We start from the raw sequence: 26,239 nt of genomic DNA, 5'->3' as shown, positions 1-26,239 counted from the left end.
CTGAAATCACAAATTCCAATATAGCGTGAGTTCGATAGACAGTCTCGATGCAAGTGTCATTGCGATTAATGTACAGCACCACCCCCCACAGGTTTAATTTTTTTGAAGAACAATACTAAAAAGGCACTTAACAACAGTACACAGCCCATAAAGTAAAAGCAATCGTTAAACGCCATTATATTGGCTTCACGGCGTACTGTTCGATCAATTAGAGCTAGAGCTTGGTTTTGTGCCGTTGTAGGGTCAGATGTGTGCTGAAGAAACATCTGGGTAAGTTGGTCAAGGCGATCGCGTGTCAATGGATTTGACAAGGAAACCGCATCGACTAGACGATTAGAATGAAATCGCTCTCGTACTGATTGCAAAGTTCCCAAAGTCGCTATACCAAAGGAGCCACCTATGTTACGTGCCATATTATAAATCGCTGAGGCTGAACCAATTTGCTTAGGTTCAATCCCCGCAGTAGCAAAGCTAGAAAGTGGAGTCATCACCAGAGGTTGACCAAGTGCGCGGATAATTTGCGCTGGAATCAGTTGCAAAATAGCCGTATCATGGCTCATGGTGGTATTCATAAAACAACTCACCCCAAAGAACGTAAAACCAATCGCAACTAATAGCCGCAAATCAAAACGCTGCATCAACTTAGGTATAAACGGTGTAATCAATAACTGAGGCATCCCTGCCCACATAATCGTTTCGCCAATTTGCATGGCGTTATAACCCTGGATTTGTGCCAGATACATCGGCAGAATAAAAGTTGAGCCATACAATCCCACACCCAAACCTGTAGTTGTGAGAATGGCAATCAAAAAGTTACGTCGTACCAATAATCGCAGATTTAGTAACGGTTGTTTTTTAACAAACTGCCAGATGATAAAAATAGGTAAAACAATACCTGCTAATAGTGCTGCTCGTTGAATTTCTGCCGAGCCAAACCAGTCTTTGCGATTACCTTCCTCTAGAAAAAATTCTAACGAAGCCAACCCAATCGCCATTGTGGCAATTCCGAACCAGTCACCGTGTTTAATTAAATCTAACTGCATGGGTAGCTGGGGTAGAGCATACCAAACTCCTACCAACAGCAGCAAACCAGGAATCAAGTTGAGGTAGAAAATGTACTGCCAACCATAGCTATCTGTCAGCCAACCGCCCACCGTAGGCCCCAGTGAAGGCGCTAAGGTGGCAGATAAGCCAAACATAGCTAACCCCACAGCATGTTTAGCAGGAGGCAAATTTGTTAAAATTATCGTGAATGCCATAGGAATTAGCACTCCGCCTGTAAAGCCTTGTCCTGCGCGAAAAAAAATCATCTGTGGTAGGTTAGTGGCAAAAGCACAGGCGATAGAAAAAACAATAAAGAGTGCTGTGTTAACGAGCAGATAAAGCCGTACTGAAAATACTTGAGAAAGCCAACCAGTCAAAGGAATCACGACAATTTCTGCAACTAGATAGGCAGTAGAAATCCAAGCTCCTTCATCTAACGATGCCCCCAATGCTCCGGTAATATCGTTGAGGGAGGCATTGGTAATTTGAATATCTAACACTGCCATAAACGCCCCCAACAGCGCCGCAGATACACCAATCCAGTTTTTTAGTGAAACCTTTGGACTGGGTGATTCCACAGGTTCATGAGTCGCAATTGCCATACTTTTCTTGCCTTTGAGAATGGTTAATTCTGGGAGATGAAAGTGCTGATACCAATTCAAAATTCAAAATTACTCAACACGGGCTGAACGCCCCGCTACCGCTAACAGCACGCGCTAAACGCGCCGCTACCGCTAACATCACTCTCAATGGGTTTCCACAGTTGCAACTACAGACATTCCTGGCGAAATTCTTGTCTCATAGCCCTTGATACTTTGTGGATCAAAGACAATCTTGATGGGAATGCGTTGGACAATTTTGGTAAAGTTACCTGTGGCGTTATCGGGGGGTAAAAGTGAGAATCTCGCCCCTGATGCTGGGGAAACACTATCGACTTTGCCGATGAAAATGTGATCGGGGAAAGAGTCAATTTTCACCTCGACCTTTTGACCTGGCAGCATTTTTACTAACTGGGTTTCTTTGAAGTTTGCTACTACCCAAGGATTATCACTCACCACCGACATCAACGTTTGCCCTGGCTGGACGCGCTGCCCTACCTCTACGGTTTTATTACCCACTGTTCCCACATTCGCAGCTGCGATCGTGGTATAAGACAACTGTAGTTGGGCATTTGTCACCTGGGTCTGTGCCTGTTCAATTGCTGCCAGTGCTGCCTGATATTGCCGCCGATTTACGATGGTTTGTTGACTAACGGAATTTGCCTGTTGTAAAGTGCCTTTGGTTGATGCAAGTTTGGCTTTGGCATTGTTGAGATTTTCTAGTGCTTGAGTCACACGCGCCTGTGCTTGTTCTATCTGTTCTTGTGTAGCTTTGCGTTGTGCAAGTAGCGCATCATAAGCTGCTTTAGTGGCATCAAACTGAGCGCGAGGAACAGCGCCTTCTGCGGCTAGTTGATTGTAGCGATCGTAATCTAGTTTGGCTTTAATCAGATTAGCCTCTACTTGCGCTAACTGTGCCTTAGCAACCGGGACACCTGCTTGTGCCTCGCTTAACGATGCTTGTGCTGTGGAAATGCTGGCGGTAGCAGCATCAATATTACCCTGTGCTTGGGTAGTTTGTCCTTGAGCGTTGGTGGAAGTAACGTTAATATTTGCTTGAGCCACAGCCGCTTGTTGCTTGGCAACATCCAGTGCAGCTTGTGCTTGTTGGAGTGCTACTTGATCATCATGGGGATCAAGTTTAACTAAGATTGTCCCCAATTTGACAGACTGATTATCCTGAACTGCCACTTCAGCAACAGTTCCATTAATCCGAGCATTGACGGGATGAATATCTGCCGTAACGTAAGCATCATCAGTTTCTTGATGAGTACTAGCAAATTGCCACCAACGGTAGCCATACATACTACCTGCAATGCCAGCGATACCCAGCAAACCTAGCAACAGCCATTTACGGAGTGATTTACGGCTGGGTTTTTTCTCTGGTGGCACAATGGGAGGCTCGTCTACTAGGGAAGATGGGGTAGTTACTGCAACTTTTTGTGTCAGTATAATTGGTGAGCCTGAGAGATGATGAGAGTTTTGCTCGTCTTGATCAGGTAGAGGACGAGAAGAATTTGACGCATCCATACAAAATTCCTTACTTTGTTGACAAACCTCGTTTGTTGCTGACCTAATTGGTCACTGTACAGAAAGCACAATGAATTACATAGTCAAACCAATTCGTAATTCGTCATAGCCTCCGGCTAGGCTTACGCCCATATAATGAAAAAACTCAGATGTAGCGAGATTTTTTTGTGCTACATCTGTTGCTTAATTTTGGAAAATTACTATTACTAACAAACCCCGATAAGATTCTACTTAGGCCTGAATATCTTATATATACACTTATGCGCTTGCAAGAGATAATACCAAGTCCAGCTAATCATACCAATTTGAAAAAGAATGCGACAAATATTCTGGGTGGGGGTGCAAGACCTTGCACTCCAACAAATAATGAAGTGTTGCAAAGATTTTTTGAATCAGTATTACTTGTAAATATGTTTGCCTTAGTTGATAAGTGTTTTAGCGAACCTGATACTAGAAATCCCTTTTTGTCACTGTTCACACTATAAATAAGCTCAGGTTTTATGTCACCTAGCCGATCGCTTAATTTTAGCTCCCAACAATTGGTTAATGCTGTACCTGATCGAAAGTTAGGGTGCAGACATCTAAAAGCAACTTTAGCAATAATGGCCGTGGTCATCTAATGACCAAAAGTAACTAAATCTGAATGATTCCCCTTTTGATGGCCACGACTACAGCTTGAGTACGATCGCTCGCTGGCAATTTATGCAAAATATGATTTAGGTGCATCTTTACTGTAGCTTCTGTGACGTTCAAAATTTCGCCAATTTCACGATTACTTCTACCTTTAGCGACAAGGCGTAGCACGTCACATTCGCGATCGCTCAACTGTGATCTATTGATGCGATCTAGCAACTTTGCTCCCACTTCCGGCGGGATGTATTTCTTCCCTATATGAACCGTGCCAATTGCCCGTGCTATTTCATCGAGTGGAGCATCTTTGAGCATATATCCTCTTGCGCCTGCCTTTAAGCCGCGATAGATATCTTCATCGCTGTCGTAAGTGGTTAAGATGATGATGCGGGCTTCAGGATAGCTTTGCCGAATGGTGGTGATCACTTCGACTCCGGTGATGTCGGGGAGGCGTAAATCCATTAGTGTAACATCGGGTTGATGTTGCCCAAAAAGTGCGATCGCTTCCTGACCATTGCCAGCTTCGGCAATTGGAGTCATTCCTGGTTCATGCTGCACCATAAGTGTAAGTCCGTTTCGCACTACAGGATGATCATCTACAACAAGAACGCTAATCGAGTCAGCCATGACAGATCGTAAGTTTATCCCCTCAAAAAAAACAATCTCATACTAAATTGCGTTTAGAAACAGTATTCCTACTCCCCACTCCCTACTCCCAGCCTAAGATACTATCTTTGATTGCAACTTGGTATCAGCGCTGAATCTTATTTTATCGGTACTTTCACACGAATTTCCGTCCCATAACTGGGTTGACTACATAAGGTAAAATGTCCATTTAGACGGGAGGCACGTTCGGACATGCTCACTAAACCAAAGCCACCGTTTTCGCTTTTAGGGTCAAAACCATCCCCATTGTCTTGAATGCTTAACTCTAGCATGTTAAGTTGCCAATTCAATCTGACCCAAAGTTGTGTAGCTTGAGTGTGAGAAATCGTATTGTTGATCGCTTCTTGAGCAATTCGCAACAGATTTTGACCGATGATTGCAGGTACTAAACAGGGAGTTCCGCTTATTTGCAATTCCACCTGCATCGGTAAGCCATTTGTGAGGTGATCTATGCAGGTTTGCAGGTTGTGAACAAGGTCAGTGTATTCGTCAGCAGTTGGATGTAGTTCCCATACAGAACGCCGAGCCTCTGCCAGTCCGGTTTGTGCCAGCTTGAGTACACGCTCTAGAATCTGTTGGGTATCGCTGGGGTTGGTGGTGACGAGTCTTTGTGCCATACCCACCTGAATGGAAATGCCGATGAAGGTTTGAGCCAGGGTATCGTGAATTTCGCTGGCCATACGGTTGCGTTCTTCAAGCAGAGCAGTTTGTTTGGCTTCGTCTGCCAAGCGGGTGAGTTGAATTGCTAGAGTTGCATGTTGAGCAAGGGCTTGGGCCAGTTTGAGTTTTTCCGGGGTGAAGTTGTGGGGTTGAGTGGATGCTAACGCTAACATGCCAATGGGTTCATCGCCTAGTGTCAGCAAAAGATTAGCAGCAATTTGTAGATTTAACTGATGAGCTTGATATTCGTAGGTGTTTTGAAAGCAATATGCTGGTGCATTTTCGTGGTTCACCACCACGGGTTGTTTTGTTTGCAGCAGAATGTTCCAAACGGGGGTGCTGAGTGTAGATGGACGCAAATAAGCTTCAGGTGCTTGTATTTGATGCTTCAGGTTTATCTGACCTTGGACAATTTCTATCTCAATCGGTAGAGTTTGAGTAGTAGAGTCATACAGTCTCAGGCTGGCGAAATCTAGGTTTAATTGTTGGGTAATTTCGAGTAGTACGTAACCCAAAAATGAGTTGAGATTGGGGTTAGCAGCCAGACGAGCAAACGAGTTTTTCAAAGTTTGATTAGTTTTTGCCAGTTCTGCAACTTGGGTTTGTAATAGAGCGATCGCTTGTGTAAGTTCGAGTTCTGGCGCTTGCGTCTCAAGCCAAATCGGCTCATGAAACCCATTTGGTATTAATCTAACCAAGTCTTCGGTTTTCTCATAATCATACATCTTGGCAACTGGGGCGATTAACTGATGCGTCTGTATGTTAGCCTCAGACTGTTGCAAGTGGGCAATCTGCAACTTCAAGCCATTATTCTCTTGCTCCAACATGGCAATACGTGCGAACAAAGAAGCGATTAATGGCTGTGACATACGTTCCCACCCTCCCTACAGGACGCTACGCGAACGGCAGCAAGTAAGCAATTTCTTCTCATCTGATTGAATCATTAAGATGAGAATCGAGCAACTTTCCTGTCCTATAAACCACACCTAAAAGGGACGGACACCTCTACTGTAGGAAATATGAGATTGATTTAACACTTCGTTACACTAATAACAGCGAGTAAAGACAACACTCGCAGTTGCAATAAGGTGAACGACATGAATGGCACAATTCGCGTTGGGAATCTCTTCGGTATTCCTTTTTATATCCACCCGTCATGGTTTTTGGTTCTGGGTTTAATTACCTGGAGTTATAGCGGTGGACTCTCAGCCCAATTTCCCCAACTATCTGGGGGGTTGGCTTTGATACTGGGATTGACGACGGCGTTATTGTTGTTTGCTTCTGTCGTCGCCCATGAATTAGGACATAGCTTTGTCGCCATCCGCCAAGGAATTAACGTTGATTCGATTACGTTATTTATATTTGGTGGTTTGGCTAGTTTAAAACAAGAGTCGAAAACCCCGGCTGAAGCTTTTTGGGTAGCGATCGCCGGGCCTTTAGTCAGTCTATTATTATGTGGTATCGTCACTGTGATTGGTTTCACTACCCCAGTTAGCGGGCCATTGGCAGCGATTTTAGGAGTTTTGGCTTCTGTAAACTTAGCATTGGCATTGTTTAACCTCATTCCTGGCTTACCCTTGGATGGTGGAAATATCCTCAAAGCTATCGTTTGGAAGGTTACAGGTAATCCATATAAAGGTGTAGCCTTTGCCAGCCGCGTGGGACAAATCTTTGGTTGGATTGCGATCGCCTCTGGTATAATTCCCATACTATATTTTGGTAGCTTCGCCAATATCTGGAACTTATTAATCGGCTTCTTCTTACTACAAAATGCTGGTAATACAGCCCAATTTGCCAGAGTACAAGAAAAACTTACAGGCTTAACAGCCGCAGATGTAGTTACTACCGATAGTCCGGTTGTTTCCGCCGATCTCAGCTTAAGACAATTCGCCGATGAACAAATTGTGCAAGGGCAGAACTGGCGACGATTTTTAGTCACCAACAACGAAGGACAATTAGTAGGTGCAATCAATCTTGATGACTTGCGAAACATTCCCACTGCATTGTGGACAGAAACTCAGATTCAACAAGTCATGCGTCCAACTCAATCGACTACCATCAACTCAAATCAACCATTATTAGAAGTAGTGCAACTACTAGAACAACAAAAATTGTCCACCCTCCCCGTAATTCGTGACAATGGTGTATTAGTAGGAATCCTAGAGAAAGCCGCGATTATTCAGCTATTGCAAAATCGCACTCAACCCAACCCTGCATAGTTTTCTCATCGACAAATATTCCTTCTCTAATTTCCCTCAGAAATACTGAGGGATTTTTTTATCACATCGTCCCAGACTTAAATACTATCTAGAGAGTGATGAACTAATAAGCTAAAAGAGTTAAATTATGCAGATAGATTCTACTTCTACTTAAGGCTTGGTTAGAAACCAAGTCTTTTTCCCTATTAAATGTCAATAGTCCACAGTCCACAGTTATTAGTTTTTCTCCTTTACTCTTCTGCTCCCCCTATTAAGTTTATTTCTTAGAAGTTTGACAGATTGAAAAAAGACAAGGGAGAGGGTGGAACAAGGGAAAATCACTAATGACCGTTGACTAATGACTATGGACTAATGACTAATGACTAAATAATTAAACTTTAAACTTTTCGGTAATTCGCTTCATTGCTTCCTCTACATTCTCGCGGCTGTTAAATGCAGAAATGCGGAAGTAACCTTCACCAGCCGCACCAAAGCCAGAACCGGGAGTTCCAACTACGTTGACGGTTTGCAATAACTTATCAAAGAAATCCCAACTGGAAAGTCCATTGGGAGTTTTCACCCAGACATAGGGCGCATTTACACCACCGTATACTGATAAACCTGCGGCTGTGAGTTTCTCGCGGATGATTTTGGCGTTTTCCAAGTAGAAGCTCACCAAATCTTTAACTTGTGCTTGTCCCTCCTCTGAGTACACAGCTTCCGCCCCCCGTTGGACAATGTAAGATACACCATTAAACTTGGTAGACTGGCGGCGGTTCCACAATTTCCACAGTTCCACATCAGAACCATCAGCAGCTTTGGCTGTTAAGGTTTTGGGAACAACAGTTAAGGCGCAACGAGTTCCGGTGAAGCCTGCATTTTTGGAGAAAGAACGAAATTCGATCGCCACATCTCGCGCCCCTTCAATTTCGTAGATAGAATGGGGTAGGGACGGGTCGGTGATGTATGATTCGTAGGCAGCATCAAAGAAAATAATCGAATTATTAGCTTTGGCATAATCAACCCATGCCTTGAGATGTTCTTTGGTAGCAGTTGCACCTGTGGGGTTATTAGGAAAGCAGAGATAAATTAAGTCTACTTTCTCGGTAGGGATTTCCGCCGTGAAGTTATTCTCGGCGGTGACAGGTAGATAAACTAAACCCTCAAACTCGCCTTTGTCGTTAGTAGCCCCAGTGTGTCCTGCCATGACATTAGTGTCTACATATACAGGATAAACTGGGTCTGTGACAGCAATAATATTGTTATCGCCAAAAATATCGAGAATATTGCCTGTATCGCACTTAGAACCGTCAGAAATGAAGATTTCGGAAGCGTCTACCTCTGCACCCCGCGCTTGGAAATCTTGAGTGGCGATTTTTTCCCTTAACCAAGCATAACCTTGTTCTGGGCCATAACCTTTAAAAGAAGCGCGATCGCCCATTTCCTCCACTGCTTTAATCATTGCCGTGCGACAAGCTTCTGGCAATGGTTCTGTCACATCACCAATACCCAAGCGAATAATCTTCGCATCCGGGTTAGCTTCTGCAAAAGCATTTACCCGCCGCGCAATTTCAGGAAATAGGTAGCCTGCTTTCAGTTTGAGATAGTTGTCGTTAATCGTTGCCATAATGAAGTTGAAAAACTGCCTAGATAAAACAGCTTATACTAATTCAAAATTCAAAATTCAAAATTGCAGAACTGCTTAGGACTAAGTAAAGTTGTATCTCCTCATCTCCCGGTTGGTGAGCGTAGCCGTTCTCTACGAGAGGCTGCGCCAACGCGGAGCGTCTCGCAGAGAACCACATCCCCCTCACTTCCCTTCTTAAACTAGCAGTAGAATTAGTAAGCACGACTCTTTTTAAGGCAGCGTTGTTATGAGCATCCCACTTGTAGACCAGCCCACAGAAGAAAAGTTAGTAATACTCAAGGATGTATCTTGGGAGCAATTCAAGGGTATTGAGGGACATCTTCAGGACAACCACAGCGTTAAACTAACTTATTTATCAGGAGTGTTGGAAATTGTGTCACCCGTAGGCGATAAACATGAAGAAGTGAAAAGGACTCTCGGATTGTTGCTGGAAACTTACATGAGAGAATTAGGCATTCGCTTTTATGCCCGTGGTGGTTTCACTCTTGAAAAACCTGGGTATGCTTCTGGCACACCAGATGAATCTTACAGCATTGGTGTAAAAAAAGAAGTTCCCGATATTGTGATTGAGGTTATTGTCACTAGTGGAACTATCAATAGGAAAGAATTATACAAGCCCAAAAAAGTGCCAGAAGTTTGGTTTTGGAAATCTAATTCAATCAAAATATTCCGTCTTAACGATAGTGGTGAGTATGAGGAAGTAAATAGAAGTGGATTTTTTCCTAATTTAGACCCAGCTTTGCTACTACCGTATATTGCTATGCCTGATCAATATGATGCTGTGACAGAATTTCAACAGGTGATTCGTAATCAACAAAGTTGATAATTTACTCTTTAAGACCAGAGAAAACTATTTACGCTGTAAACAATATTGTTAGTGCTGTGTGCGTTGGTATAGTCATTGTGAATGGGTATACTATCGGGTGATGTAATACCTCCCACCTTGGGCGAACGAAATACTAATACAAGACGATAAGATTTACCAGACCGAGTTTCTCGTTCTTGACTATCAATTCTGAGAATATTTTCTAAAGGATATTCTTCAATTGTAACTCCACCTAAGCCTTTGTACTCGATAACTACTTTATTCAAACTTTTATAAAAAGTACAATTCACAACAGGAGATGCACATAAAAAAACTCCAGTAATTGCGAAACCACTTATGATAATTATATAAAAGAAATAGTTGTGCCATCGGTTTTGTCTTACTGATAAGTAGCTTTCTGTTGAGTACAAGAAATCATTAATTTGTGTAGCAATTCGCTCATTTTCGTCATAGTTACTACTTGCTGATAATAAGTCGTAGTTGCCAAAAGGAGTAGAAATGATAACTTGATAACTTCTGCTACCCTTACTACTAACTATAGTCTTTATTTTTGCTTCTTGAACGTCAAATATTTTTTGGTTTTGGGGTTTTTCGACTAAATAATAGTGGCTCAACTCACAATTGATTCCAAGTTTGGCGATGCGCTGGCATTTGAGGCTAGCTGCAAAAGCCATAAAAAATATCAGATAAATCAAAAAAGATAGACTACCGATAATTAATAAGCTTCCCGAACACCAATTGTTAATCGGAAAATGCTTCATTTCTAACCTACTAGCGGTTGTGGCTACAATTTTCATGACTTGTGCCTGTGCTGATAAAACTTAACTTATGAATATTGTTCCCGGCTGGCTCAACTGATTTATCACCCAAAATCCTTAAGATTATTTATCTGTGTTAATAATGTTTGATGGCTAATTAGCCGGAATACACTGTTTAAAAAGCTAATAATGAGCAAAAATATTCAACGTAGAAAAATCTCTATTATTATCCCTACGATAAATGAAGCTGGCAATATTAAACAAACGATCGCCACTACTCAACCAAGTGCAAATATAGAAGTAATTGTGGTAGATGGTGGTTCACAAGATGATACGGTGGCGATCGCCATGTCTTTAGGTGTAAAAGTTATCTCATCATCTCCAGGGCGTGCAATGCAAATGAATGCGGGTGCAGCGTTAGCATCTGGCGATATGCTGTTATTTCTCCATGCAGATACCCTCCTACCCGTTGGGTTTGATGAGATGATTATTGCAGCATTACAACAGCCTGGGGTAGTAGCTGGCGCGTTTGCTTTGCGAATTAATGCAGACTTGGCGAGTTTGCGTTTGGTAGAAAAAGGGGTATATTGGCGATCGCGCTTTTTACAAATGCCTTATGGTGATCAAGCAATTTTTATGACGAAGGCAGTATTTCAGCAAGTTGGTGGCTTTCCTGAATTACCTATAATGGAAGACTTTGAAATCATACGCCGTTTAAAGCGTCTGGGAAGAATTACTATTCTCTCTGTACCAGTGGTAACTTCAGCCCGGAGATGGTTACAAAAGGGAGTTTTCAAAACTACTCTAATTAATCAAATTGTGATTATTGCTTACTTACTAGGGATAAAACCAGCGCAACTTCGCACTTGGTATTCTCAGGGGAAATTTTTCAACTTTTAAACAGTGTCGTTAAATATATTTGAGCAAATCTCCAGTCAGGGCTGAGAAAGAGTAATGCGATCGCCTAGAATATAAATGAATTTATGAGAAGCTGGCAATACTTGATTGAAAACGAGTACAAAGTTAGCAATTGGCAGAATTTTACTGCATAGCAAAGATTTAGTAGTGTATATCAAAAATTTGCTGCTTAGAGATATAACAAATTAGGCGAGGCAAATATGGAATCAGAGGCACACTTGCATTCAATGGGAACGCCAGTATCAGAGATAGAAATAGATACAAACCTTGTATATAGTTTGTTGTCAGATCAGCACCCAGATTTGGCACACTTAACGATTCGTCTGGTTGATACTGGTTGGGATAATGTGATGTTTCGCCTGGGCGATCGCTTATCTGTGAGGCTCCCACGTAGAACAATAGCAGCAAAACTCATCGAAAACGAGCAAAGTTGGCTGCCATTACTGGCAAATCAACTAACTCTACCAGTTCCCAATCCATACAGAATAGGTAAGCCAGCAAACGACTACCCTTGGCAATGGAGTATAGTACCGTGGATATCTGGTGTAGCGGCGGATCAAGCAGAACCCCATGCAAATCAAGCCAAAATCTTTGCATCATTCCTACGCTCATTACATATACCTGCACCAGCCAATGCACCCTTAAATACAGTCCGTGGTGTACCACTTCGTCAGCGTCAGGCTGCTGTGGAAGAACGGATGCAAAGACTCCAGAGAAAAACTAATCTGATTACGCAAAAGGTGATAGACACCTGGAATACAGCTTTAAATGCTCCTATTGATGTTGAACCAAAATGGCTACATGGAGACTTGCATCCACGCAATATCTTGGTCGAGAATGGTGTGATTACAGGCATCATTGATTGGGGTGACATAACATCAGGTGATATTGCCACAGACTTGGCTTCTATCTGGATGCTTTTTTCTGAGCGCAATACACGCGAACAAGTGCTGGCAGAATATGCAAATATTTCAGAGGCAACACGACAACGCGCTCTAGGCTGGGCAATACTTTTTGGCGTAATGTTGCTAGATACGGGATTGATTGATCACCCAAGACACGCTGTAATGGGAAAGAAAATATTACATCGTATTCCCGAAGATGCCTAATAAATCATTCAATTATTTTGGTTTTATGTCATCCAGATAGCGATACAGTGAAAATAATGATTTCAGGAAATAGCTGTGGCTCTAAAACGCTTGATTATTGAGATGGGAATGGGTGTAGATCAACATGGGCAGGAGCCAACAGTAGCAGCAGCAAGAGCGGTACGTAATGCGATCGCACACAATGCTTTACCTGGTGTTTGGGAAGTTGCGGGTTTAAGTCATCCCAATGATATGGTTGTCGAAGTCCAGATTGCAGTACCCTATCCAGAACAAGTAAGAGAGGAAGAAGTGTTAGCTGTTTTACCTTTTGGGCGTAAGAGTTTGCAGGTAGAATCTGGGGGTATGGTAGTTCAGGGGCGTGCTATTGCTGAACTCAATGATAAAAATGACGAGATGTTAGTGGCGATCGCATCGGTAACTGTTTTAGTAGAAACTAGTGATTAGTCAATAGTCCATAGTCAACAGTCCATAGTCAAAATTTATTGTCCTTTGTTCGCTCACTTCTATGTCACAAGAAGCTATTAAACAAGTTGTTGCTGCTTACTTTGCTAATATTGCCGCTATGAATCCAGAAGGCTGGATTGATAATTTTGCTGAAGATGCTGTTAGTCACGATCCGGTTGGGGAACCACCAGCGAAAGTGCATGAGGGATATCGTCAGTTTATCGGTCAGTTACAGGCGGTGTTTGAGAAACTGGAAGCGACAAGTGAGCATATATTCATTGCTGCTAATGAAGCAGCCGTTAAATGGACAATGGCAGGAGTTAGCAAAACTGGTAAGTCCGTGAAATTTGAAGGAATTACAATTTTCGAGATTAACGCCGAAGGTAAAATTCAAACGACTCGCGCCTATTGGAGTCCTGCACAGATGATTGCACAGTTACGTTAAAACGAACTGGGGGAAAATAACTATGGACTATGGACTATGAACTATTGACCAATTTATGATTCTTGTTCTTCTTCAAAGAACCAGAGTTCCGCCAGCAGACTAAAACCAATCAGCCAAATAAAGCAAAAACCTGTAATCCAGAGTATTCCTAACATGGCGATCGCCTCCAAACAACAATTTCTTTTTGTCAGTTGTTTTGGTAAAGATACTATATCCAAATTATTACCCTTAACTAATAGCAAGATTCACTTAATTAATAAAAATCAATCTTCAAAATGTGGCTCTGCGCTAAACTAAAGATATGGGGATAAAAACTCTATCGACTTGTGGGTGAATGGAACTAAAGTTATAAACCACCAACAAGTGACGAGTGTAATCAAAATCTCTGGTAGTAAGTTCTAAAGTTCAAAACCTTTGTTTACTCCAGACACCATGTCTCAAGAACATGACGAATTAATTCAGATTCAGCAATTAGCCAATCTTAAACCAACACATTTTGCTGATTTAATTAGAACTGCACAATTGGTTTTTGATCCGGCTGGAGGAGTATCAGGAAGATACATAAATGTAGACTGGCAACAATTAGGTATTCCTCATAATGTAGCGGAAAATCTCAGATCACTTGGCAAGAAATATCGCTACGACTCACCCAGTATTGCTAGTGATATCATTTGGAGTCAATTGACACCAGAAACTCGGACTTGGTTTATCAACCATAAAGACCAATTATGGAAATTTGAAGAAATTTTTCCGGCTTTGGATGAAGATTAAACTTTGAGTAAAGTTCGTGACAGCAATATATACTGGCACAGGGACACAATAGCTGTGTCCCTAGTTTCATAGTCAACAGTTTGATGTGAGGAAAAATTAATTCTAACTTGTGAATCGCATGATTTCTATCAATACTCCCTATCAGATACAGGATTATTTATCTAGAGATATATAAACTAATGTTAATGAATAATAAGGCGGACTCTTCTGAATATATTGTTGTGTCGTAAAATACATATTTTATCTTTGGTGTGTAGAGTTTGTCTATGTATATTAGGACAAACAGCTTTTTGTTCTAAGTGTTAATACGTCTATTGCAATATTTTTAGTTACTTAGTTAAAATAATTCTAGAAACCTTTGTCAATGAATCACAGTTTAAGTATTGCTTCTTCCCAAAATCCACCAACTAACACAAATCCTATAGTTACTAGATCACAATTAATTATTAAACAACTTATTATCCTCTGTTTAGAAATGCTAGTTGCCTTGCCTGTGGGTTGGGCATTGACAAAGCTGCATTTTGGGGGAATTTCTTGGATATTTGGCGGAATTGTCGCAGGAACAGCAATTTTACAATGTTGTCGAGTATTCTATAACTATTCGCCCAAACCTAACCGCACTGCCAGAAAAGTAGGTATGGGATTAGTTGGCTTGACTGTTGGGGCATCAAATGCCAATAGTAACATCATGAGCCTTGCTTCTGGGTTTCCTATATTTATTTTTCTTACCTTATTTTTGTTGTTATGTGGTGTGGGGATTGGCTATATTTACTCACGCTTAAGTAAAACCAACATATTAACAGCAATGTTGGCTACAGTTCCCGGTGGTGTGGGTGTGATGTCATCTATCGCCGCCGACTATAATCGCAATGTCACGCTAGTAGCGCTAGTGCAAGCGATTCGCGTTACTTCTGTAGTTCTACTCATTCCCTTTATCGCTAGGACATCTGTTGGTAATTCTGGGAATCCTCCACCAGTTCCACCTCAAGGGGTGCTAATCGATTTTGCACCATTACAACTAGAATTACTGGCAGTAGTTTTGCTATTTACAGGGATTATAGTTTATCTAGCCATAACGCTGAATATTCCGGCTGGTGACTTTTTTGGTGCATTAGTCTTAGGGGCAACATTTAATTCTCTATTACATTATTTACCTTTTGCCAGCGATATTCAATTCTATCCACCACTGTTGGTTAACATTATTGGTCAAATGCTGTTAGGTATTACCATTGGTGAATATTGGGGAGAAAAACCCACCTTTGGTAAAAGAACAGTAGGTTATGCTTTAATGTCCGTAGCCATGACCTTGGTTGCAGGTGCGATCGCTGCTATTATTGCCACACAATTAACCTCTTGGGACTGGTTGACTTGTTTGTTAGTCACAGCACCAGGAGGATCAGCAGAGATGATTTTAGTTTCTCTGGCGTTACATCACAATGTAGAAGTCGTCACAGTAGGTCACTTAATCAGGTTGATTGCCATTAACAGTTCTTTACCACTTTGGCTGTTTTTATTCCGCCGTCTTGATGGGATGGGGAGTGGGGAGTGGGGAGAGATGAGGGAGTAGAGGGAGTGGGGGAGGATGAGGGAGAAAAAACAACTGACTAATGACTAATGACTAATGACTAATGACTAATGACCATTTCCCATCTATACTGTGTACTAAAAATTTGATTTTAAATTTTTAGTAGACGCAAAGTTATGATTTTTCATGATAGCGACTCAACTTTTGCTGTAAATCAACTGCTGCGACAAATCAAGGTTAAGGAAACTCAACTTAAGATCGCCCATGAATCTAATATGCTCTATGTAGCTGAAGCATTGGAGGCACAGTTATTAGAGTTGCGATCGCAATTGTCAGAACCACCAGACCAACAATTCCAAGCATTGATGAGTTTGTTAGACGAGTAAACTTAGTAGTTGAATAAGTCAATGGTTGCCCAAATCCAAGAATTAGATGCCCAGCATTGGGTAAAAACTCGCTCTTCTCTTGACCCTAGCCAATCTACATTCCTAACATGGACAGGAAAGATTTATGCTTTGATTCCAGGGGAGAAAAGAAAGCTTCTTTTTAAAATGGTGGGAGTCAGTATTAGTAGATGTTTACCCACAGGTGAAGGAAGTTGGGACTTTACCTCTAGGGAACTAACCTATTACTTGAACCCAGAAAATGACGAGATTTTGCGTAAATGGGAAAACCCTTGGACTGGTGAGACTGTACCAGTTCTTCATGTTGCCAATGACCCCGTACAAGGCCATTTTCAAGGCAAATTTCCGGCTCAAGTGGAAGGAGAAACAACAACCTTTGTTTTTGATATCTTTCCGACATACCCCAACCCCCTGGCCGAAGACCCCAAATTTGCCGAATATAGTCCTTATCAAACTTATCAGGCGGCGGAATTATTTAAACTCACAGTCCCAACCGCAGATTTATTTAACGCAGACCTACCTACAGTGTCTCAACTAAGACTTAGCTGGGATAGAATTGGACAGTGGTTGCCTTGGATGAAAATGGGCGATCGCCCAGGTAATCTAATCTATAGTGCTTTTGGCAGTAAAGTCGGTGGTTTAACCGAATTACCCCAACTACTGCAAGATGAAATTAATCATCGCGTTCCTTTATATAAACAAGCGCCAAAAGCCTTTTCTGAAGGTGAAGATATGACTTCTTGGCTATACTTCCAAAAGCACTTTCAAGCTTACTTAGCCGGGGAGATATTTCCCTTACCAGCAGATGAAGAAGTGTAAAAAAGAGGAATCAATTTTCAGGTAAAGAATTGATTTATCATAGCTACTTTCCTCACAGAATTATTAGATGAATGCTGCTACTTAAGAGATTTATAGCCGTACCCAAAACCCTGTAGAGACGTTACATGCAACGTCTCTACAGTATTTCACAAATAGCGAAACTGTTGTAAATGTATTACTAAGATACTTTGAATCCAAATTATACAGAATCTAGCCTCAAAGAAGAAAACTTAAATCATCACTGTTGGTATATTCTTTTTTCTCTTCTCCAAACTTGAATACATACATCTTCTTATCACCAATCAATTTGATTGATGAGTCTGCAATTTTTAACATTGTGCCTTCTTGCAAGCCTACAACGTAAATATCTGGATTTAAAACTAAAAATTCTTTGAGTCTTTGTTCTCTTGTTTCCCCATTATGATTTGGGATTACGGCATCTGTATAGTGGGGGTTGATTTGAAAAGGCACTAAATCTAATGCTTGAAAATTTATAGGTTCGATTATTGGCATATCATTACTGGTTTTAATTGTAGGACAAGCAACATTAGAACCAGCACTCCAGCCAATATAAGGAGTTCCTTGATTAACTTTGTCTCTTATAACTTCAATCAGATTATGCTTTTGTAAGCAATGCAATAAATGAAAAGTATTTCCACCGCCAATTACTATGGCTTCTGCATTTTTAATTAATTCATGAGGATTTTCAGCCAAATGAATAGTATCAACTACATAACCTAGCTTTTGAAATACTCTATCAACTCTTTCGGCATACTGATCATAAGTTGCTGTCACAGATGCGAAAGGTATAAATACTATTTTTTTGATAGAGATTCCTAAAAAATTATTAACTTCTTGCTGTGGGTAAGCTAAATATGCTTCACCTATATTTGTGGAATTACTCAGCAATAACAATTTTTTTGACATATTTTATTTTTTTTAATTGTAATTAATCGATAATAAAAATTTTAATTGAGATTAGGTGCTGTTTGAGTAAACTGAGTTAGGGATTTTTAGGAAAATCGTTTTAACTAATCGACTCCTAGCCACACCATGAATAATCTCAACTAAAAGTTTGTAATCAGCGTATTTGAGAAATGACGATCGCTACTGCAATATTAAATATTTTCAGAGAAAAATAAATGTTTCAATACTTAATTCTACAAGCTGTAAAATACTATTAATTTTTATTTATATTGACAAAATTTCAGGATATTCTCAAAACTACGGTTATATTCGCAAGCTAGCCCCGTGAAAAAAATTCTGATTCTCACAGCTAATCCTCAACACACAAATAGTTTACGTCTTGATCAAGAGGTACGAGATATCACAGAAGGGTTAATGCGATCGCGCAGACGAGATGATTTTGAAATTATATCACGGTGGGCGTTGCGCCCTAGAGATTTGCGGCGGGCGTTGTTGGATGTCGAACCGCAAATTGTGCATTTTTCAGGACACGGGGCAGGTACTCAAGGATTAGTTTTAGAAAACGACGTAGGTGAGATACAGCTAGTCAGTTCTCAAGCTTTATCGGGGCTATTTGAACTGTGTCAAGAAAATGTTGAGTGTGTGTTATTGAATGCCTGTTACAGCGAGGTGCAAGCAGAAGCTATTTTTCAACACATTGATTGTGTAGTTGGGATGAATCAGGCAATTGGCGATCACGCTGCTATTGATTTTGCTGTTGGGTTTTATGATGGTCTAGGTGCAGGAAAATCACTAGAAGAAGCTTTTAAATTTGGTTGTAATGCGATCAACTTAGAAGGTATTCCAGAGTACGCAACACCAAAACTCAAGCAACGACCATCATCTGTGCAGAAAGTCTCGCCAACTCCCAAAAGGCGCATTTTTATCAGCTATAAACGTAACACAGAAACTGATGAAAAAGTTGCCATGCAGGTGTTTCAGGTACTCAGGGAACAGCATCAGGTGTTTATTGATCAAACGATGCTGGTAGGTACGCCTTGGGCAGAAAGAATTGAAGCTGAATTGCGACGGGCAGAATTTTTGATTGTGTTTCTATCGGAACGGTCTGTTCACAGTGAGATGGTGGAAGCTGAGATTGAAACAGCACACCGTCTGACCAAAGAGCAGGGACATCCTGTAATTTTACCAGTGCGTCTCAACTATTTAGAACCATTTCAGTACCCCCTGAGTGCTTATCTCAACGGTATCAACTGGGCGTTATGGCGGGGAAATGAAGACACACCCAAGTTAATTCAAGAGTTACAACAAGCGATCGCAGGCGATACTCTTTCTATCAATACAGAACAGTCCAAAGCCGACTTGCTGCAAACTTCGCCACAACCACCTTTACCGCCTCCATCTCCTTCTGCTCAACCAATACTCCTAGAAATGCCAGAAGGGACAATGGACTCAGAGTCTCGATTTTACATCGAACGTCCCCAAGATGCGATCGCGATCGCCACAATCCAGCGCCAAGGAGCCACTTTAACAATTAAGGGGCCACGTCAAATTGGTAAAAGTTCCTTGCTGATGCGAGTGATTGATGCAGCAATTAAAATCGGTAAAAAGGTGGCATTTATAGATTTTCAATCCTCATTTGACCAAGAAGCCCTCACCAATGCAGAGATTTTTTATCAACAGTTCTGCGCGATTTTAACTGAACAATTGGGAATGCCCAATCGAGTAGAAGAATTTTGGCAGCAAGGTGCAGGTAACAATCAGCGTTGTACCCGCTATATGCAATCCTATCTGCTCAAAGAACTCGGTGCTTCATTTGTTTTAGTGATGGATGAAGTAGATCGAATTTTTGATACTGAGTTTCAGTCAGACTATTTTGGGATGTTGCGTAGTTGGCACAATAATCGTGCTTCACCTTTACCTACTATGCGGATTTGGAGACAGTTCGACTTAGCTTTAGTGACTGCTACCGAACCTTATTATCTTATTGCCAACCTTAATCAATCTCCGTTTAATGTGGGTGAAGTGATTGAGTTTAGGGATTTTACACTAGAACAAATTGCCGATCTGAATCAAAGGCACGGTTCCCCTCTGACGCAGTTGCAAGAAAACCAACTGATGACATTATTGAATGGTCATCCTTATTTGGTACGACGTGCGTTGTATGTGGTTGCTAACCAGCAGTTTTCAGTAACAGAACTGTTTGCTCAAGCAACTAGCGATCGCGGCCCCTTTGGTGATCATCTGCGGTATCATTTATTCCGCATTGATAAAAGGAAAGACTTAGTACAAAGCTTACTCCAAGTAATTCGCAACAATACTTGTCCAGACCAGCGTATTTACCGATTACTCAATGCAGCAGGTTTGATTCGACGTGAGGGTCAAATGGTTGTGGCGCGGTGTCAACTATACGCTGACTATTTCCGGGAGCATCTATATGGGTAATCCAAACATTTATACCGTTAGCGGTACTATCGAAACGTATAACCAAAAGTTGTACATTTCTCGACAAGCAGATCAAGAGTTACTCAAACTGTGCCGTACTGCTGAGTTTGCTTATGTCCTTGCTCCCCGCCAAGTAGGAAAATCTAGCCTGATGGTTCGGACGGCAGAACAGTTGATTGAAGAAGGGATTCAATGTGCGATCGTTGATATCAGTGGTGAATTAGGTAAGCTGTTAACTGCTGAACAATGGTACAAAGGGTTGCTTTATTCAATAGCCAGTCAACTTATCCTGGATACTAATACAAATCAGTGGTGGGAGGAGCATAACAATTTAGGCATTACTCAACGGCTAACTTTGTTTTTTAAGAATGTATTACTGATTGAAATAGCGACACCCATAGTAATTTTTGTTGATGAAATTGATACTACTCTTAGCCTAGATTTCACTGATGATTTTTACGCAGCCGTTCGTTACTTTTACGTTGCCCGTGCCACAAATCCCGAATTTCGTCGCCTTTCCTTTGTTTTGATTGGTGTTGCCACACCAGGCGATTTAATTCGTGACCCAAAGCGTACACCCTTTAATATTGGACAACGAGTAGATTTAACAGATTTTACCTTTGAAGAAGCATTGCCTTTAGCAGCAGGCTTAGGACTACCCATTGAGAATGCCCAACAAGTATTGCAGTGGGTTTTGAAATGGACTGGAGGACACCCAAATTTAACTCAGCGTCTTTGTCGCATTCTTGCTGATCGCAATCAAGCAGATTGGTCTGAGGCTGAGGTTGATCGTGTTGTAGATAGTACCTTTTTTGGCAATGCCAGTGAGCAAGACAATAACTTGCAATTCGTGAGGGATATGCTTACTAAGCGTGCGCCTGACATCATTAATGTTTTAACTGTATATCAGCAAGTGTGGCGCGTAGGCGAAGGCCGCCGCAGGCATCGCCGTCCTGTTATTGATGAGGAACAATCCCTTATAAAATCACACCTCAAGCTTTCTGGCGTAGTCAAGCGCGAAGGCAAAATCCTCAAAGTTCGCAATAATATCTACAGACAAGTATTTAATAATACCTGGATTAACACTCATTTACCCGTTAACTGGGCCAAGCGGCTACAACGTGCGGCTGTGGGATTGATTGGATTGATTTTGTTTTTGTCAGTACCTTTAGCAGCATTTGGTTTGTGGCAGGCTCAACAGGCAAATAGACAAAAAGCGATCGCTGTACAAAAAGCACGAGAAGCAGATCAGCAACGTCAAATTGCAGATAAACAAAGGACGATCGCTGAACAGCAAAAAATAAAAGCCGAAGCAGCCCAGAAGTTAGCCGAACAACGTCGCCAACAAGCAGAAACAGCCCGAAAGGCTGAAGAAAAACAACGTCAAATTGCAGAAGCACAACGGGAAGAAGCGAACAAACAACGCCAAATTGCCGAACAGTTAAAAAATAAAGCGGAAACAGCCAGAAAACTTGCGGATGATCGTCGGCAGGATGCAGAAAAAGCCCAAAAAGCCGAAGCCGAACAACGCCGAATTGCAGAAACAGCACAAAAAGCGGAAGCAAAGCAACGCCAAATAGCAGAAACAGCAAAATTAGTTCAAACCTTAGCAGGACAAGCTTTGGCATTGCGTGACGTATTTCCGCAACGCAGCCTTTTATTTGCAGTAGAATCTCTTAACAGAGGGACGAATATTTTACGACCTACAGAAGCAGGGGCGTTATTACGGCGTTTGCTAGGTGAAATTGGTGGTATTCCCTTAATTGGACATGAGAAACCAGTGGTTACTGTGGCCTTTAGTCCGAAAGGAAACTGGTTAGCTACAGGCAGTAAAGATGGCACAGTTCGGCTGTGGGATAAGCTCAATCCAGATAAACCCGCGATTGTTTTACGAGGAAATACAGGTGAAGTGAAGGCTGTTGCTATTAGTCATGATGGCAAATGGTTAGCAACAATTGGTAATGACAACTACATTCGCCTCTGGAATATCAGTACACCGAACGTCAACACCACACCAACAATTCTTCGAGGACATACCAAGCCAATTAATGCCCTGTCTTTTAGTCCTGATAACAAATGGTTAGCAACATCTGGGCAAGATGCCATTGTCGGGCTATGGGATATGACAGCTAAAGTGCCTAGCTCGAAAATGATTCCATTGAGAGGTTATAAATCAGAGGTTCGCCAAGTTGTTTTTAGTCCTTCTGGGCAATGGTTAGCTACAGGTGAATCAAATGACATTACAGGTGAAGGAGTTGATATTGATGTACGGCTGTGGAATATGACAGCGATTAGTTCCTCTGCTACACCCATAATCCTCAAGACTCAAAAATTTACTGAGAATCATATTCGGGGATTTGCCTTCAGTCCTGATGAAAAACGACTAGCAGCCGCCATGTCTTACTCTGCTCAAGTTTGGGATTTAACTTCTAAAAACTTAGCTACTACCCCAGCCACGATCATAGGTAAAAATGACGGGTGGATTAACTCCATTGCCTTTAGTCCTGATAGTCGTTGGTTAGCAACAGTTAGCAATGACTTAAAGTTGTGGGATATGCAGAGTTTAAATTTTTCCCAACCCAAATCCTCAAACTGTGAGACTGACACAAATTATTCGGTTTGTCGCTTTATTTTGCGAGGACATAGCGCTGCTATTATTGGAGTAAATTTCAGCCCTGATGGAAAGCTGATAGCAACAGCCAGTCAAGATGGAACAGCTAGGTTGTGGCATATCACTGACCTCTCAATATCACCTATCGTTCTTCAAGGACATGAAGGATGGGTCAATACCCTGACTTTTGACGCAACAGGGCAATGGTTAGCAACTGCTAGTGAAGACAATCAAGCCCGATTATGGAAAGTTCCCAACGTTTTGAATGACCTAATTGTTTTGTCGGGTATTGATTTTGTACGGGCAGTTGCAATTAGTCCCGATCGCAAATGGATAGCATCTAATAGTAACGACAACATCATCAGACTATGGAACACAAGTGATCTAATGCGTCCACCGATCCTACTAACTGAACACACAAATATTATCTACAGTCTAGCTTTCAGCCCCAATGGAAAATGGTTAGCTTCAAGTAGCCTCGATGGAACTGTCCGGTTGTGGGATATGACCAATCCTGCTAAAAAACCACATGTCCTCAATGGGCCGGGTTTCTGGAATATGGCATTCAGTTCTAGTGGTAGGTGGTTAGCTGCTGGCAGCTACGATGGGAGTATCCGGGTATGGGACATGAAACAAGCCAGTTTACCAACTAAGCCGAGCTTTGTGAGAAATACTCAGAATGGTGGAGTGCGATCGCTTGCCTTTAGCCCAGATGAGCATTGGTTGGTTACTGGTGGTAACACTGGTTGCAGTGACAGAAGTACCTTGGTTTGGGATTTAACCAACCAAAACCCCAATGGCAAACCCATTTCTCTATTTGGTCACTGCGATGTAGTTGCAGACGTAGCATTCAGCCCTAATAATCGTTGGGTAGCAACAGCAGGTTGGGATGGTAAAGCTATACTGTGGGATATTACTGCTAGTAACCCCTCAGCGAATCCAAAGATTATTCCATTTAATAGTCGCGTTTCTCAAGTTGCGTTTAGTCCAGATGGTCGCTGGTTGGCTGCTGGTTCTTGGAATTATCAAGTTCAGTTACAGAATATGAATAATCTTGCCAAAAAACCGGATTTGCTAGCCGGACATCGCGGGGGTGTTTTTGGTCTAAAATTCAGCCCCGATAGCCAATGGTTAGCAAGTTCCAGTGGTGACCTTACCATCCGCTTGTGGAATCCCACAGACATAACCTCTGCACCTGTTGTACTACGTGGACATGATAGCGTTGTTAGCCCTTTAGCCTTTAGCACTGATAGTCGTTGGCTTGTGAGTGGTTCTGATAGTGATGTTCGTCTGTGGCGAGTGTCTTTCAATAATGATGACTTAATCAATATTGCTTGTCGCACAGCAGGACGCAACTTAACTCTGAAAGAGTGGCAAGAAGCTTTTGGTAAAGAACCTTATCGTCAAACCTGTCCAAACTTACCTTCTGGTAAAGTAAATTCTTCTGGTACAGCCACTAATAATTTTGGGGTGATGATCTGGCAAAAATTTCGAGAGGCGATCGCTTGGGGAAGTAATCAAAGTAGGCTTCCAAAAGTTACTAAATCGTATTCAGTAACTAGAGCCACAAAAAGCACCCGTTAGGTAAAATTTTTGTATTGGTATTTTTATGTGAGTTTTATTCCTTGTTAATTAGAGAAGCCAATTTAGCTGATGTAGCAAGCATTGCTGAAGTACACATAAAAGCTTGGCAGGAAACTTATAAACAGTTGATGCCTGCCGATTTTCTGGCAAACATATCTTATGAACGGCGCAAGAATCAATGGATAGATATTCTGAGAAATTCCTCAACAGAAAATTTTACTTACGTTGTCGAAGACTATAACAAAAAAATAGTAGGTTTCGCTAGTGGTGGTCGAGAACGGACAGGCGATGGGCTACGCCCCACCGTAGGTGATCGCATTTATCAAGGCGAATTGTATGCCGTTTATATTTTGCCAGATTATCAGGGTCAAGGCTTAGGAAAATGTTTAATTTCTCAGATAGCAACAAAACTTAGCCAAGCTAATATAAATTCTATGTTGGTCTGGGTTTTAGCGAAGAATCCCAGTTATCAATTTTATGAGCGTTTGGGTGGTGTGTATCTCAGAGAAAAATTAGAGGAATTTGGCGGTGTAGCATTAGTGGAAGTAGCCTACGGTTGGGCAGATATTACATCTGCTTTTAGGCTGATAAAATCTGATGTTGAGCATGAGCTATCAATATAGCTATTAATAATTACTAATCAAAATCTTCTAATGATTAAAATCCTTGAAGGAAAAGTCGCATTAGTCACGGGTGCAACAAGAGGTCTAGGTAAAGGAATTGCGATCGCCCTTGGTGAAGCGGGTGCAACTGTCTATATTACCGGGCGTAGGTTGGATAATAGCTCAGGTTCTAGTGATGATGTTGCAGGTAGTCTTAATGACACGAAAATAGCTGTGGAAGAGGCTGGTGGTATTTGTATTCCTGTGCAAGTAGACCACAGTAACGACGAGCAAGTACGGTTACTTTTTGAACGCATTCAAAATGAGCAAAATGGACAGCTTGACTTACTCGTTAACAATGTTTACGCCGGAGTTCAAGCGCTCACCGATGCTCAGGGAAAACCTTTTTGGGATAATGACCCAAGTCTTTGGGATGCTTGTAACAACGTTGGTTTGCGTAGTCACTATATTGCCAGTGTCTATGCCGCACAAATGATGACCAAACGCCAGCAGGGACTAATTTGTACAATTTCCTCCTGGGGTGGGATGGCTTACTTATTTGGTTCAGCTTATGGCGCAGGTAAGTCGGGATGCGATCGCCTAGCTGCTGATATGGCGGTAGAATTACAACCCTATAATGTTACATCTGTGGGAATTTGGCCAGGCATTGTTGGGACTGAACTCTTTTCGCGTTTAGCCTCAAACGCAGGTAGTCAGGAAACAACCGACCAGAAAAACTCATTCTTTGCTGACCGTTACAACTGGGAAACACCTTTACTCACAGGGAGAGTAATAGCTAGACTAGCTGCCGAAAAAGATGTGATCAATCGTACAGGGCGTATCCAAATTGTTGCGGAACTAGCTAAACAATATGGTCTTGTAGATAAAGATGGTAACTTACCCGCATCCCTGCGCTCTCTACGTTTCCTACTACCATTAGCACTACCTGCCTTGAAAAAATACTCTTGGCTCATACCCGACCTAAAACTCCCTTGGTCAATTTTGTTACTAACTATATTAAAATCACCAAAAATCTAAATTTGTTAACTGTTGACCCTTACGGGTTCAATAGTTGCTTT

22 protein-coding genes are annotated in these 26,239 nt (G+C 41.7%); 14 read left to right on the top strand and 8 right to left on the bottom strand.

Features of this window, described 5'->3' with window-relative positions:
• Nucleotides 1-65: 65 nt before the first annotated feature.
• From NSMS1_RS22445 to NSMS1_RS22430, 4 genes are all read right to left on the bottom strand, one after another.
• The gene (locus NSMS1_RS22445) at nucleotides 66-1,706 is read right to left on the bottom strand and encodes an MDR family MFS transporter (RefSeq protein ID WP_224086940.1); all 1,641 of its coding nucleotides are present in this window, start codon (nucleotides 1,704-1,706) and stop codon (nucleotides 66-68) included.
• A gap of 84 nt (nucleotides 1,707-1,790) precedes the next feature.
• Entirely contained in the window at nucleotides 1,791-3,173 is a 1,383-nt protein-coding gene (locus NSMS1_RS22440) for an HlyD family secretion protein (RefSeq protein WP_224086939.1), read from the bottom strand.
• Between the two features lie 633 nt (nucleotides 3,174-3,806).
• Complete coding sequence (locus tag NSMS1_RS22435; protein ID WP_224086938.1) at nucleotides 3,807-4,430, bottom strand: response regulator; 624 nt, start codon at nucleotides 4,428-4,430, stop codon at nucleotides 3,807-3,809.
• Between the two features lie 137 nt (nucleotides 4,431-4,567).
• Nucleotides 4,568-5,998 (bottom strand): GAF domain-containing sensor histidine kinase, encoded by a 1,431-nt coding sequence (locus NSMS1_RS22430; RefSeq protein WP_224086937.1) that lies wholly within the window; start codon nucleotides 5,996-5,998, stop codon nucleotides 4,568-4,570.
• Nucleotides 5,999-6,226: 228 nt separating this feature from the next.
• Between NSMS1_RS22430 and NSMS1_RS22425 the strand changes: the two genes are divergently transcribed.
• Nucleotides 6,227-7,348, top strand: coding sequence for a site-2 protease family protein (locus NSMS1_RS22425; RefSeq protein ID WP_224086936.1), 1,122 nt, complete (start codon nucleotides 6,227-6,229; stop codon nucleotides 7,346-7,348).
• Between the two features lie 370 nt (nucleotides 7,349-7,718).
• Here NSMS1_RS22425 and NSMS1_RS22420 read toward each other — a convergent pair whose 3' ends face one another.
• Entirely contained in the window at nucleotides 7,719-8,954 is a 1,236-nt protein-coding gene (locus NSMS1_RS22420; RefSeq protein ID WP_224086935.1) for an LL-diaminopimelate aminotransferase, read from the bottom strand.
• A gap of 247 nt (nucleotides 8,955-9,201) precedes the next feature.
• On the opposite strand from NSMS1_RS22420, the gene NSMS1_RS22415 reads away from it, so the two are divergent.
• The gene (locus tag NSMS1_RS22415; protein WP_224086934.1) at nucleotides 9,202-9,798 is read left to right on the top strand and encodes a Uma2 family endonuclease; all 597 of its coding nucleotides are present in this window, start codon (nucleotides 9,202-9,204) and stop codon (nucleotides 9,796-9,798) included.
• A gap of 11 nt (nucleotides 9,799-9,809) precedes the next feature.
• Here the strand turns inward: NSMS1_RS22415 and NSMS1_RS22410 are convergent, their stop codons facing one another.
• The gene (locus NSMS1_RS22410) at nucleotides 9,810-10,598 is read right to left on the bottom strand and encodes a hypothetical protein (RefSeq protein WP_224086933.1); all 789 of its coding nucleotides are present in this window, start codon (nucleotides 10,596-10,598) and stop codon (nucleotides 9,810-9,812) included.
• Between the two features lie 150 nt (nucleotides 10,599-10,748).
• Here NSMS1_RS22410 and NSMS1_RS22405 point away from each other — a divergent pair, with 150 nt between their 5' ends.
• The 4 genes from NSMS1_RS22405 (at nucleotide 10,749) to NSMS1_RS22390 (ending at nucleotide 13,475) form a co-directional block, all read left to right on the top strand.
• Nucleotides 10,749-11,459, top strand: coding sequence for a TIGR04283 family arsenosugar biosynthesis glycosyltransferase (locus NSMS1_RS22405; protein ID WP_224086932.1), 711 nt, complete (start codon nucleotides 10,749-10,751; stop codon nucleotides 11,457-11,459).
• A gap of 218 nt (nucleotides 11,460-11,677) precedes the next feature.
• Entirely contained in the window at nucleotides 11,678-12,586 is a 909-nt protein-coding gene (locus NSMS1_RS22400; protein ID WP_224086931.1) for an aminoglycoside phosphotransferase family protein, read from the top strand.
• A gap of 75 nt (nucleotides 12,587-12,661) precedes the next feature.
• Nucleotides 12,662-13,030, top strand: coding sequence for a Lin0512 family protein (locus tag NSMS1_RS22395; protein WP_224086930.1), 369 nt, complete (start codon nucleotides 12,662-12,664; stop codon nucleotides 13,028-13,030).
• Between the two features lie 61 nt (nucleotides 13,031-13,091).
• Entirely contained in the window at nucleotides 13,092-13,475 is a 384-nt protein-coding gene (locus NSMS1_RS22390) for a nuclear transport factor 2 family protein (RefSeq protein WP_224086929.1), read from the top strand.
• Nucleotides 13,476-13,528: 53 nt separating this feature from the next.
• Here the strand turns inward: NSMS1_RS22390 and NSMS1_RS22385 are convergent, their stop codons facing one another.
• Nucleotides 13,529-13,693 (bottom strand): hypothetical protein, encoded by a 165-nt coding sequence (locus NSMS1_RS22385; protein ID WP_224086928.1) that lies wholly within the window; start codon nucleotides 13,691-13,693, stop codon nucleotides 13,529-13,531.
• Nucleotides 13,694-13,907: 214 nt separating this feature from the next.
• Between NSMS1_RS22385 and NSMS1_RS22380 the strand changes: the two genes are divergently transcribed.
• From NSMS1_RS22380 to NSMS1_RS22365, 4 genes are all read left to right on the top strand, one after another.
• Nucleotides 13,908-14,246 (top strand): hypothetical protein, encoded by a 339-nt coding sequence (locus tag NSMS1_RS22380; protein ID WP_224086927.1) that lies wholly within the window; start codon nucleotides 13,908-13,910, stop codon nucleotides 14,244-14,246.
• Nucleotides 14,247-14,610: 364 nt separating this feature from the next.
• Complete coding sequence (locus tag NSMS1_RS22375; RefSeq protein ID WP_224086926.1) at nucleotides 14,611-15,813, top strand: AbrB family transcriptional regulator; 1,203 nt, start codon at nucleotides 14,611-14,613, stop codon at nucleotides 15,811-15,813.
• A 134-nt stretch (nucleotides 15,814-15,947) separates the two neighbouring features.
• On the top strand, nucleotides 15,948-16,157 hold the full coding sequence (locus NSMS1_RS22370; RefSeq protein ID WP_224086925.1) for a hypothetical protein: 210 nt from the start codon (nucleotides 15,948-15,950) through the stop codon (nucleotides 16,155-16,157).
• A 21-nt stretch (nucleotides 16,158-16,178) separates the two neighbouring features.
• A complete protein-coding gene (locus NSMS1_RS22365; protein WP_224086924.1) occupies nucleotides 16,179-16,994 on the top strand; it encodes a DUF1838 domain-containing protein in 816 nt (271 codons plus the stop codon).
• Nucleotides 16,995-17,210: 216 nt separating this feature from the next.
• Here NSMS1_RS22365 and pepE read toward each other — a convergent pair whose 3' ends face one another.
• Nucleotides 17,211-17,921: a dipeptidase PepE gene (gene pepE / locus NSMS1_RS22360; RefSeq protein ID WP_224086923.1), complete on the bottom strand. Its 711-nt coding sequence runs from the start codon at nucleotides 17,919-17,921 to the stop codon at nucleotides 17,211-17,213.
• A gap of 285 nt (nucleotides 17,922-18,206) precedes the next feature.
• On the opposite strand from pepE, the gene NSMS1_RS22355 reads away from it, so the two are divergent.
• Genes NSMS1_RS22355 through NSMS1_RS22340 form a run of 4 tightly spaced genes read left to right on the top strand, consistent with a single transcriptional unit; the run spans nucleotide 18,207 to nucleotide 26,198 of the window.
• Nucleotides 18,207-20,363: an AAA-like domain-containing protein gene (locus tag NSMS1_RS22355; RefSeq protein WP_411908695.1), complete on the top strand. Its 2,157-nt coding sequence runs from the start codon at nucleotides 18,207-18,209 to the stop codon at nucleotides 20,361-20,363.
• On the top strand, nucleotides 20,356-24,558 hold the full coding sequence (locus NSMS1_RS22350; RefSeq protein WP_224086921.1) for an AAA-like domain-containing protein: 4,203 nt from the start codon (nucleotides 20,356-20,358) through the stop codon (nucleotides 24,556-24,558). The genes NSMS1_RS22355 and NSMS1_RS22350 overlap by 8 nt, the downstream gene beginning before the upstream one ends.
• Nucleotides 24,559-24,599: 41 nt before the next feature.
• Nucleotides 24,600-25,181, top strand: coding sequence for a GNAT family N-acetyltransferase (locus NSMS1_RS22345; protein WP_224086920.1), 582 nt, complete (start codon nucleotides 24,600-24,602; stop codon nucleotides 25,179-25,181).
• Nucleotides 25,182-25,214: 33 nt separating this feature from the next.
• Nucleotides 25,215-26,198, top strand: coding sequence for an SDR family NAD(P)-dependent oxidoreductase (locus NSMS1_RS22340; protein ID WP_224095314.1), 984 nt, complete (start codon nucleotides 25,215-25,217; stop codon nucleotides 26,196-26,198).
• Nucleotides 26,199-26,239: the final 41 nt, after the last annotated feature.

Origin of the sequence: Nostoc sp. MS1 (genome assembly GCF_019976755.1) — a bacterium.
In the GTDB taxonomy this organism is placed as follows: domain Bacteria; phylum Cyanobacteriota; class Cyanobacteriia; order Cyanobacteriales; family Nostocaceae; genus Trichormus.
The sequence above is the reverse complement of the archived record's forward strand: the minus strand, read 5'-3'. Positions and strand labels throughout refer to the sequence as shown.

Bases quoted from the DNA above. Each gene is read 5' to 3' on its own strand.
- NSMS1_RS22440 (WP_224086939.1), bottom strand. From the start codon at position 3,173: ATGGATGCGTCAAATTCTTCTCGTCCTCTACCTGATCAAGACGAGCAA.
- NSMS1_RS22405 (WP_224086932.1), top strand. From the start codon at position 10,749: ATGAGCAAAAATATTCAACGTAGAAAAATCTCTATTATTATCCCTACG.
- NSMS1_RS22435 (WP_224086938.1), bottom strand. From the start codon at position 4,430: ATGGCTGACTCGATTAGCGTTCTTGTTGTAGATGATCATCCTGTAGTG.
- NSMS1_RS22430 (WP_224086937.1), bottom strand. From the start codon at position 5,998: ATGTCACAGCCATTAATCGCTTCTTTGTTCGCACGTATTGCCATGTTG.
- NSMS1_RS22365 (WP_224086924.1), top strand. From the start codon at position 16,179: ATGGTTGCCCAAATCCAAGAATTAGATGCCCAGCATTGGGTAAAAACT.
- NSMS1_RS22415 (WP_224086934.1), top strand. From the start codon at position 9,202: ATGAGCATCCCACTTGTAGACCAGCCCACAGAAGAAAAGTTAGTAATA.
- pepE (WP_224086923.1), bottom strand. From the start codon at position 17,921: ATGTCAAAAAAATTGTTATTGCTGAGTAATTCCACAAATATAGGTGAA.
- NSMS1_RS22375 (WP_224086926.1), top strand. From the start codon at position 14,611: ATGAATCACAGTTTAAGTATTGCTTCTTCCCAAAATCCACCAACTAAC.
- NSMS1_RS22420 (WP_224086935.1), bottom strand. From the start codon at position 8,954: ATGGCAACGATTAACGACAACTATCTCAAACTGAAAGCAGGCTACCTA.
- NSMS1_RS22425 (WP_224086936.1), top strand. From the start codon at position 6,227: ATGAATGGCACAATTCGCGTTGGGAATCTCTTCGGTATTCCTTTTTAT.
- NSMS1_RS22400 (WP_224086931.1), top strand. From the start codon at position 11,678: ATGGAATCAGAGGCACACTTGCATTCAATGGGAACGCCAGTATCAGAG.
- NSMS1_RS22370 (WP_224086925.1), top strand. From the start codon at position 15,948: ATGATTTTTCATGATAGCGACTCAACTTTTGCTGTAAATCAACTGCTG.
- NSMS1_RS22390 (WP_224086929.1), top strand. From the start codon at position 13,092: ATGTCACAAGAAGCTATTAAACAAGTTGTTGCTGCTTACTTTGCTAAT.
- NSMS1_RS22350 (WP_224086921.1), top strand. From the start codon at position 20,356: ATGGGTAATCCAAACATTTATACCGTTAGCGGTACTATCGAAACGTAT.
- NSMS1_RS22380 (WP_224086927.1), top strand. From the start codon at position 13,908: ATGTCTCAAGAACATGACGAATTAATTCAGATTCAGCAATTAGCCAAT.
- NSMS1_RS22410 (WP_224086933.1), bottom strand. From the start codon at position 10,598: ATGAAAATTGTAGCCACAACCGCTAGTAGGTTAGAAATGAAGCATTTT.